At 72.8% G+C, this 6,151-nt stretch carries 7 protein-coding genes; 3 read left to right on the forward strand and 4 right to left on the reverse strand.

Features of this window, described 5'->3' with window-relative positions; genetic code table 11:
• The 4 genes from VIU94_RS20545 to VIU94_RS20560 all read right to left on the reverse strand — a co-directional run.
• Positions 1-659 (reverse strand): response regulator transcription factor (locus tag VIU94_RS20545; RefSeq protein WP_331913298.1); only part of this gene is annotated, 659 nt, incomplete at its 3' end.
• A 44-nt stretch (positions 660-703) separates the two neighbouring features.
• Positions 704-1,681, reverse strand: coding sequence for a S1C family serine protease (locus tag VIU94_RS20550; RefSeq protein ID WP_331913299.1), 978 nt, complete (start codon positions 1,679-1,681; stop codon positions 704-706).
• Positions 1,682-1,855: 174 nt separating this feature from the next.
• Positions 1,856-2,878, reverse strand: a complete 1,023-nt coding sequence (locus VIU94_RS20555; protein ID WP_331913300.1) for a LacI family DNA-binding transcriptional regulator — start codon at positions 2,876-2,878, stop codon at positions 1,856-1,858.
• A 24-nt stretch (positions 2,879-2,902) separates the two neighbouring features.
• Positions 2,903-3,721, reverse strand: a complete 819-nt coding sequence (locus tag VIU94_RS20560) for a response regulator transcription factor (protein ID WP_331913301.1) — start codon at positions 3,719-3,721, stop codon at positions 2,903-2,905.
• Positions 3,722-4,011: 290 nt separating this feature from the next.
• On the opposite strand from VIU94_RS20560, the gene VIU94_RS20565 reads away from it, so the two are divergent.
• The 3 genes from VIU94_RS20565 to VIU94_RS20575 form a co-directional block, all read left to right on the forward strand.
• Positions 4,012-4,833, forward strand: coding sequence for an alpha/beta hydrolase family protein (locus VIU94_RS20565; RefSeq protein WP_331913302.1), 822 nt, complete (start codon positions 4,012-4,014; stop codon positions 4,831-4,833).
• 45 nt (positions 4,834-4,878) lie between these two features.
• Positions 4,879-5,133 (forward strand): MoaD/ThiS family protein, encoded by a 255-nt coding sequence (locus VIU94_RS20570; protein WP_331913303.1) that lies wholly within the window; start codon positions 4,879-4,881, stop codon positions 5,131-5,133.
• A 10-nt stretch (positions 5,134-5,143) separates the two neighbouring features.
• Positions 5,144-6,151 (forward strand): hypothetical protein (locus tag VIU94_RS20575; RefSeq protein ID WP_331913304.1); only part of this gene is annotated, 1,008 nt, incomplete at its 3' end.

Here is a 6,151-nt window from a genome sequence, read left to right on the forward strand (position 1 = left end):
CCGCCCGCCTCCGTCTTGCGCCGCAGGTACATCACGTACACGTCCAGCGAGTTCGAGCTCGGCTCGAAGTCGAAGCCCCAGACGGCCTTCAGGATCTGCTCCCGGGTCAGCACCTGGCGCGGGTGCGCCAGGAACATCTCCAGGAGCGTGAACTCGGTCCGGGTCAGCTCCACGGGCCGGCCGGCCCGCGTCACCTCGCGGGTCGCCAGGTCCATCCGCAGGTCGGCGAAGGCGAGCACATCGCCCTCCGGCAGGTCCGCCGTCGCCCGGGCGTACGAGCTGCGCCGCAGCAGCGCCCGGATCCGGGCGAACAGCTCGTCCAGCTCGAACGGCTTCACCAGGTAGTCGTCCGCGCCCGCGTCCAGGCCGGTGACCCGGTCGCCGACGGTGTCCCGGGCGGTCAGCATCAGGATCGGCAGGGTCGCGCCCGAGGCCCGGATGCGCCGGGCGGCGGTCAGCCCGTCCATGCGCGGCATCTGCACGTCGAGGACGACGAGGTCGGGGGCGTACGACTCGAGTTTGGCGAGTGCGTCGAGGCCGTCGACGGCGTCCTCGGTGGCGTACCCCTCGAAGGCGAGGCTGCGGCGCAGCGCCTCGCGGACCGCGGGCTCGTCGTCGACGATGAGGATGCGTTCGCCTTCGTTCACCGGACCAGTCATGGGCCTAGATTCGCATGCCGGCTCGGCGTCCGGCCCGGTCGCGTTCAGTTGTCGCCGCCCGAGCGAAGGGCGTCCAGATCGGCCTTCACGGTGTCGATCGGGATCGCGAAGCCGAGGCCGACGCTGCCGGCCGAGGAACCGCTCGTGGAACTGGGCGAATACATCGCGGAATTGATCCCGATGATCTCCCCGTTCATATTGATCAGCGCGCCGCCGGAATTCCCCGGGTTGAGCGAGGCGTCCGTCTGGATCGCCTTGTACGTGGTCTTGGAATCGCCGGTGTCGCCGTTGAACTCCTGCCCGCCGAACTCGAACGGCCAGCCCTGCCGGGGGTCGGTCTGGGGCTGCTGCTCCTGGCCGTCGTCCTTGGCGACGGTCACGTCGCGGTCCAGGGCGGAGACGATGCCGCTGGTGACGGTGCCGGTCAGGCCCTCGGGGGAGCCGATCGCGACGACCTCCTCGCCGACCTTCAGCCGGGACGAGTCGCCGAGCGTGGCCGCCTTGAGGCCGGACGCGCCCTGGAGCTTGATCAGCGCCAGGTCCTTGTCGGGGTCGGTGCCGACGACCTTGGCCGTGTACTGCTTGCCGTCGCTGAGCTGGACGGTGATCTGCGAGGCCCCGGAGATCACGTGGTTGTTGGTGACGATCTCGCCGTCGGAGGTGATGATCACGCCCGAGCCGGTGGACTTGCCCGCGGTCCCGCTCGCCGAGATCTCCACGATGGACGGCGCGACGGCCTGGGCCACGCCCGCGACGGTGCCCTTGGAGCCTGTGGAGACGTTGGTGCCGCTGACGCCGCCGGCGCCGGCCGCGACCGGGTCGGCGGTGTACTGCTGGACGAGGGTCGCGGTGCCGCCGCCGATCGCCGCGGCCGCGAGCGCGACGGCGGCGAGCAGACCGACGGACCGCCTGGCCTTCTGGCGCGGGGCGGCGTGCGCGGCGGACTGCGCGGCCGGAGCGGGCTGGTACGGGGGCTGCGGCGGGTAGTACGGCTGCTGCGGCTGCTGGGGGTAGTCGGTCATGCGACGACTTTCGGAGCCGTACATGAGAACTGTCTGAGGAAGGGCTGAGAAGCCCGACAGAAGGGTGTATGCCCGATATAAAGACGGGCCTCGCGTCGCGTTGAGGACGGGCCTCGCGTCGACGTTGAGGACGGGCCCCGAATCGCGTGGAACGACGGGGCCCGATGAGGTTTGTCAGGCGCAGCCGCAGGAGCGGCGGACCACCAGCGCCGACGGGAACTGCTTCACGCGCTCCCGCCGCGACCCGGCCACCCGCAGCGAGTCGTCCAGGACCAGATCCACCGCCGCCCGGGCCATCGCCGGCCGATCGGAGGAGATCGTGGTCAGCGGCGGATCGGTGAGCGCCGCCTCCTTCACGTCGTCGAAGCCCGCCACCGCCAGCTCGCCCGGCACGTCGATGCGCAGCTCGCGGGCCGCGCGCAGCACGCCGATCGCCTGGTCGTCGGTGGAGCAGAAGATGGCCGTCGGCCTGTCCGGGCCGGCGAGGATCTTCAGCCCCACCTGGTACGCGTCGTAGCGGTTGTACGGGGCCTCGAACAGCAGGCCGTCCGTCGGCCGCCCGGCTTCCTGCATCGCGCGCCGCCAGCCCTCGACGTGGTCCGCCACCGGGTCGCCGACGGACGGGGTGTCCGGGACGCCGCCGAGGCAGGCCACGTTCGGGTGCCCGTGCTCCAGGAGGTGCCGGGTGGCGAGCTGCGCGCCGCCGATGTCGTCGGTCACCACGGCCACGTCGTCGATCGCTTCGGGCCGCTCGTGCAGCAGCACCACACGCGCGTCCCAGGCCTCGATCTCCTGCGCGGCGCGCTCGCTGGGGCCCTGGCTGACCAGGATCAGCCCGGCGACCCGCATGCCGAGGAAGGCCCGCAGGTAGTGCACCTCGCGGTCGTCGCGGTAGTCGGAGTTGCCGACGAGCACCATCTTGCCGCGGTCGGCGGCAGCCCGTTCGACCGCATGCGCCATCTCCGCGAAGAACGGCTGCCGGGCGTCCGGCACGATCATGCCTATGAGGTCCGTGCGCCGCGAGGCCATGGCCTGCGCGACGCGGTCGGGCCGGTAGCCCAGCTCCTTGATGGCGGCGAGGACACGCTCGCGCGTGGCCGGGGCGACCGGCCGGGGTCCATTGTTGATGACGTAGCTCACGACCGCGGTCGAAGTACCCGCCAGTCGCGCCACGTCGTCCCGCGTCACCTTGGCCACGCGCGGAAGTCTACGCGGGGGGACCTACCTCTTGGCAGGTCGGGCTGTGGCGTCCACCACGCCCCTGTCCTCCGTAGGGGTGACGTCCCGCGCGGCTTCCTTGACCCGGGCCGCTTCCTTGGCCCGTGCCTCCTCGGCTTTCACCCGTGCCTCCTCCGCCGCGCGCTCCACCTTCTCCGGGGTGACGAAGCGGTATCCGACGTTGCGGACGGTGCCGATCAGCGACTCGTGCTCGGGCCCCAGCTTGGCCCGCAGACGCCGTACGTGGACGTCGACCGTCCGGGTGCCGCCGAAGTAGTCGTACCCCCAGACCTCCTGCAGCAGCTGGGCCCGGGTGAAGACCCGGCCCGGGTGCTGCGCGAGGTACTTCAGCAGCTCGAACTCCTTGAAGGTCAGGTCCAGGACCCGGCCCTTCAGCTTCGCGCTGTACGTCGCCTCGTCGACCGACAGGTCGCCGTTGCGGATCTCCATCGGGGAGTCGTCGGACACGATCTGCTGGCGGCCCATGGCCAGGCGCAGCCGCGCCTCGACCTCCGCGGGCCCTGCCGTGTCGAGCAGTACGTCGTCGATGCCCCAGTCGGCGGTGACGGCCGCCAGGCCGCCCTCCGTGACGACGAGGATCAGCGGACAGCCGGGCCCGGTGGAGCGCAGCAGCTGGCAGAGGGAGCGGACCTGCGGGAGGTCGCGCCGGCCGTCGACCAGGATCACGTCGGCACCGGGGGTGTCCACGAGAGCCGGGCCCTCGGCGGGGGCCACCCGCACGTTGTGCAGCAGCAGTCCGAGAGCGGGAAGCACCTCCGTCGACGGCTGGAGGGCGTTGGTGAGGAGCAGCAGAGAACTCATCGAGCCCCACCTACTGCCAGGGTCGTCGGTCGTCGGTCCTGTCGGTCCTTGCGGTCCTGCTGGTCCTGCACGGTTCGCTCGTCCATAACGTCGGTTCCTCCTCGGTCCCTGCGAGGACGTTGCGGCACTGCTTCGTACGGTTCTCGCTCGGCTCCCGCGCCCTGAGAGCCTTTGTTCACCTGCTCGTAACAACGGCGGCAAAACACAAAAGGACCCGGGGGCTGCGTTGCCCGGATCCTCTGCCCAGCAGAATAGCCCAGAGGAGTTCCGAGGAAGAGGGTCGATTTCACATGGTGGATGTTTCCTCGATCACGTACGGCCCCCGGCGCGCAACCTTGAAGACGGACGACGGGGTCCGCATCGAGGCGGTGTACGAGCCGGGTACGGCCAGTGTCACCGATTCCGCGTCGACCGCCATCGTGGTCGCCCACGGCTTCACCGGCTCGGCCGATCGGCCGGCGGTGCGCCGCGTCGCCGGCGCCCTCGCGCAGAGCGCGGCTGTGGTCACCTTCTCCTTCCGCGGTCACGGCGGGTCCGGCGGCCGGTCGACCGTCGGCGACCGGGAGGTCCTCGACCTGGCGGCCGCGGTGCGCTGGGCACGTGAGATGGGCCACGAGCGGGTCGTGACGCTCGGCTTCTCGATGGGCGGTTCGGTGGTCCTGCGGCACGCCGCGCTGTACGACACGCGAGCCGACGGCGCACAGGGGCGCACGGAAGCACACGCCGACGCGGTGGCCGCCGTGAGCGCCCCCGCGCGCTGGTACTACCGGGGGACGCCGCCGATGCGCCGCGTCCACTGGGTGATCACCCGCCCGGTCGGGCGGCTCGTCGGCCGCTACGGCCTCGGCACCCGGATCCACCACGAGGCCTGGGACCCCGTACCGCTCTCCCCGGTCGAGGCGGTCCCGCTGATCGCGCCGACGCCGCTGCTGATCGTGCACGGCGACCGCGACCCGTACTTCCCCGTCGACCATCCGCACATGCTCGCCGCCGCGGCGGCCGCCGCGGGCGGCCCGGCCGAGCTGTGGCTGGAGCCCGGCATGGGCCACGCGGAGAACGCGGCGGACGAGAAACTGCTCGCCCGGCTGGGCGACTGGCTCACCCGCGGATAGACCATCATGGGGGGCGGCGCGCACACGAACGAAGGGAGCGCCGCTATGGCAGCGGGAACCATCCGCTACTGGGCCGCGGCCAAGTCCGCCGCGGGCGTTGCCGAGGAGCCGTACGCCGCCGAGACGCTGGCGGAGGCACTGGACGCGGCCCGGGGCCGGCACCCGGGCGAGCTGGTCCGCGTCCTGATGCGGTGCTCGTTCCTCGTCGACGGGAACCCCGTCGGGACCCGCGCGCATGAGACCGTACGGCTGGCCGAGGGCGGCACGGTCGAGGTGCTCCCGCCGTTCGCAGGAGGGTGAACCCGCAGACATGAGCAGTGACCAGCAGTACGCGCACGGCGAGCAGCAGCAGCCGTACGACCCGTACGGGCAGCAGCAGTACCCGCAGGGGTACGCGCAGCCCGAGGGCCCGCAGCAGTACGGGCAGGAGCAGTACGGGCAGCCCGACGGTCAGCAGCAGTACGGCCAGCAGCCGTACGGCGGGCACCAGGACCCGGGCGCGACCCAGACCTGGGAGGGCCAGACCTGGGACACCCAGTACCAGCCCGTCGTCTCGCCGCCGGCGGCCGCCGACACCGCGTACCTCCCGCCGCAGGCCGGGCACGACGCCGCGCCGCAGGCCGGGTACCAGGACGTGCCGCAGGCCGCCGCCGGGCCGCTGCCGCCCGAGACGCCGGTCGCGCCCGTCGCGTACGAGCCGCCGGTCGTCGCTCCCGAGCCCGAGGCGGGCCCCGCGTACTCCGCGCCCACCACCTCCGGCAACACCCGGATCACCGACGCCCAGCGCGCCCGCGCCGAGGGCCGCTCGCCGATCATCGACCCCGGCATGCAGCCCGCCGCGCTCACCGCCGGCCTCGGACTCCTGCTCGCGGGCGGCGCGGCCGTCGGCCCGTACGGGCTGCTCGTCCCGCTGGTCCTGCTCCAGGCCGTCACCGCCGCCGGCTGGTTCCGGCTCAACGGCATGTGGCCGGCCCGGCAGGGCATCGCGCTCGCCTTCGCCGGCGGCCTCGCCGCCGACGTCGCGCTGCTCGCGGCCGGCCGCGACAACGCGCCCGCCGCGATCCTCGGCGCGCTCGGCGTCTGGGTGCTGCTCGCCCTCGTCCTCCAGCTGCGCAGCCACGCGGACCCGGACGAGCGCATGTACGGCCTGATGGCCACCGTCGCCTCGGCCGCCCTGACGATCCTCGCCGCGGGCCACCTCGGCGCGGACCCGGACGCCGTCGCGGTGGGCGGGATCGCGGTCGCCGCCGCCACCGTGGCGCGCGCCCTGCCCCTGCCCGGCCCGGCCTCGGTCGTCGTGGCGCTGCTCGCCGCGGCG

Source organism: Streptomyces sp. (genome assembly GCF_036566765.1).
Lineage (GTDB): Bacteria > Actinomycetota > Actinomycetes > Streptomycetales > Streptomycetaceae > Streptomyces.